The following is a 2,525-nucleotide window of genomic DNA, read 5'->3' on the forward strand; positions in this document are numbered from 1 at the left end:
GACTCAACCTCAAAAGAAGAAGCTGCCCCCAAAAAGACACGGGGCCGCAGGAAAAAAACGGCAGGAGCCTGAACTTCTTCTGGAGTTGGGCGGAGGGAGTCCAGTTGAGAAACTGTCACTGCGGGGCTTTCTTCCCTCTTCACCCTCCTTAAGATGGGATCCAAAGCCTGGGTTTACCGACGGCGACAACCCTAGATTTGAGGATCCCTATGCAGCAGACCGTTCAACCTCCTCTCAAATTTCTGCCGCCGCGATTGACACCGTGGGTGGTTCGTTTTGCCCAAACGGGTTTGCCCTTGTGGTTGCGATGGGCCAAAGGGATCCCGCGCATTGAGGTAGAAGGGGGCGAGCGTTTGGCTCAGCTTTATCAGCAATTTGAGGCAGGCAAGATTCGCCTGTTGGTTGCCTTTCGCCACCCCACCCTCGACGATCCTCCCTGCTTGATGTACCTGTTTTCCCACCTTTTGCCTCGGGTGGCCCGGCAAGAGGGGATCCGCCTGCGGCAGCGGCCCCACGTCTTGTTTGTCTACGACCGTGGCCTGCCGCTGTGGCTGGGCTCGATTGCCCGTTGGGGATTGCCCCGGCTGGGCGGGATCCCGATTTTACGGGGCCGTCTGGATCGGGCAGGACTGAAGAGCTCTCGCGAGCAGTTTGTGTCGGGCCAGTACCCCCTGGCAGTCGCTCCCGAAGGAACGATCAACGGCATGAGTGGGCTGCTCAACCCGCTGGAGCCGGGAGTGGCCCAGATGGGTTTTTGGGCGGTAGAGGATCTGCACAAGGCGGGACGGCCAGAGGAGGTGCTGATCTTGCCGGTGGGCATTCGCTACTCCTACTTGAGGGATCCCAGCCCGGTGCTGGACAGGTTGCTCCACCGCATGGAGGCCGATTGCAAGCTCCCGGCCACCCGCTCGGCCCATGTCGGCAAGGGGTTTCTGATGGCCCGCCTGCTCCGCTTGGCCGAACATCTGATTCAGGTGATGGAGCGTTTTTACGAGCGCTTCTACGCCCCAGCTTTGCCCGACGCGGCGCGGGTTAACCTGAGAGGGGGAGGGGATCTGTTGGCACGTCTGCAAAGCCTATCGGATCTGGCCCTGCGCGTGGCCGAGCAGCACTTTGGCCTGCAGCCCCAGGGAGACTTGATCGAGCGGCGGCATCGCATCGAACAGGCAGGCTGGGCTTGGATCTACCGGGAAGATATTGCCGACATTGCTGCCCTTTCGGCTTTGGAGAAGGGGTTGGCCAATCGCGTCGCCTCGGAGGCCGGCTTCCACCTCTGGCACATGCGCCTGGTGGAGACCCTGATGGTGTTTGCTGTGCGTCCCCTGCCGGAGCAACCCAGTTTGGAGGAACTGGCCGAAACCGCCCTGCGGCTGTGGAACCTCTTGGCCTGGATCAAGGGGAAAAACCCCGTCGGTGCTGACCCCCCCAGGTTGGGGCCGCGGCTGGCCCGTTTCAGCATCGGGGATCCCCTCTCGGTTTCGGAGCGCTGGCCCGCCTACCAGGCCAACCGCCGGCAAGCCGTACAAGCCCTGACCCAGGATTTGCAAGCAGAGATGGAGCGGCTGCTGCACGGGATCCCGCGCTCCCCAGCGGCCATGGCTGCCCGCTGATCTCTCGGCTGGTTGACTTGAGGTGGGTTGAGCGGACTGGGAAGCCTTGGGCCAAAACGGATCCCAGCTCCCTCTTGAGAAGTGCACAGCTTCCTTCTCCAACAATTTCTCCGATGTTCTTTAAGAAGTTTTAGGGAAGCCAGACGAATTTTTGCGTTATCTGACAAGAAGGTGAGGAAGAAGGGGAAATTTTGGCTCCTGCGGTAGAAAGGTAGTGAGGCGAGTTGGCCTTGTCTATGTCCGATGAGCTGCTCCGCGCAATTCGTAGGCGCGACCTAGAGGCCGCCACCTCAGCCGTGCAGCACTTGCGCTCCCGACATCTCAGTGAGGCAGTGATTACCTCGATGGTGATGGTGGCCGTGGAGCGATTGGCCTGGGACGAGGGCGATCGGGCCGCCGCCAGTTGGCTGCTGCGCCGCTGCTCCAGAAGGCGCTGAAGGAATCCAGGCCGAGCGAACGCCTAGAGCACCTGCTGCTCGCGGAGAGCCTCGACCAGCAACGCCGCCAGGGAATCGAAGGAGGAGAAGCGCTCGTTGGGGGATCCCAGATTCGCAATGTGAAAACGGCGATCCCGACCATCGAACACCAGCTCCTCTGCCTTTTTGAAGAGGACGTTGTTGATCTGAAGGCCGTTGGTGAGCCGCAGCAGCGCAACGTATTCTTTGGGAACCAGTTGGCCAAGCTCCCGTTGCGCCTCTGTTTGCACTGCTCCCTGCGCGGATAAACCCAGTGAGCGGGCATTGGCTCAGCTCTGCTGGCGTGGCTAGGGTCTCGGCCAGTTCCACCAGATTTTTTTATTCTTGTTTATTCTTGATCGGCTCGTCAGGGTTCTTGTTCGGATCGTCAGGATGCTGACGATCTTCCTCAAAGAACATCAACCTCTGAAGACGAGCTGAGCGGTAGTCGGAGATGCGC

General features: G+C 60.4%; 3 protein-coding genes. 2 read left to right on the top strand and 1 reads right to left on the bottom strand.

Annotated features, from left to right (window positions below; genetic code table 11):
* The first annotated feature begins 209 nt into the window (after positions 1-209).
* Both NW857_RS07070 and NW857_RS07075 read left to right on the top strand, forming a co-directional pair.
* A complete protein-coding gene (locus NW857_RS07070; protein ID WP_414337049.1) occupies positions 210-1,610 on the top strand; it encodes a 1-acyl-sn-glycerol-3-phosphate acyltransferase in 1,401 nt (466 codons plus the stop codon).
* 230 nt (positions 1,611-1,840) lie between these two features.
* Positions 1,841-2,047, top strand: coding sequence for a hypothetical protein (locus tag NW857_RS07075; protein ID WP_414334434.1), 207 nt, complete (start codon positions 1,841-1,843; stop codon positions 2,045-2,047).
* 23 nt (positions 2,048-2,070) lie between these two features.
* On the opposite strand, the gene NW857_RS07080 is transcribed toward NW857_RS07075, so the two are convergent.
* Positions 2,071-2,316 (bottom strand): hypothetical protein, encoded by a 246-nt coding sequence (locus tag NW857_RS07080; protein ID WP_414334435.1) that lies wholly within the window; start codon positions 2,314-2,316, stop codon positions 2,071-2,073.
* Between the last annotated feature and the right edge of the window lie 209 nt (positions 2,317-2,525).

The organism is Synechococcus sp. H55.9, from assembly GCF_047462355.1.
In the GTDB taxonomy this organism is placed as follows: domain Bacteria; phylum Cyanobacteriota; class Cyanobacteriia; order Thermostichales; family Thermostichaceae; genus Thermostichus.

Excerpts from the sequence above, each read along its gene's own strand:
- NW857_RS07070 (WP_414337049.1), top strand. The coding sequence starts at position 210 with ATGCAGCAGACCGTTCAACCTCCTCTCAAATTTCTGCCGCCGCGATTG.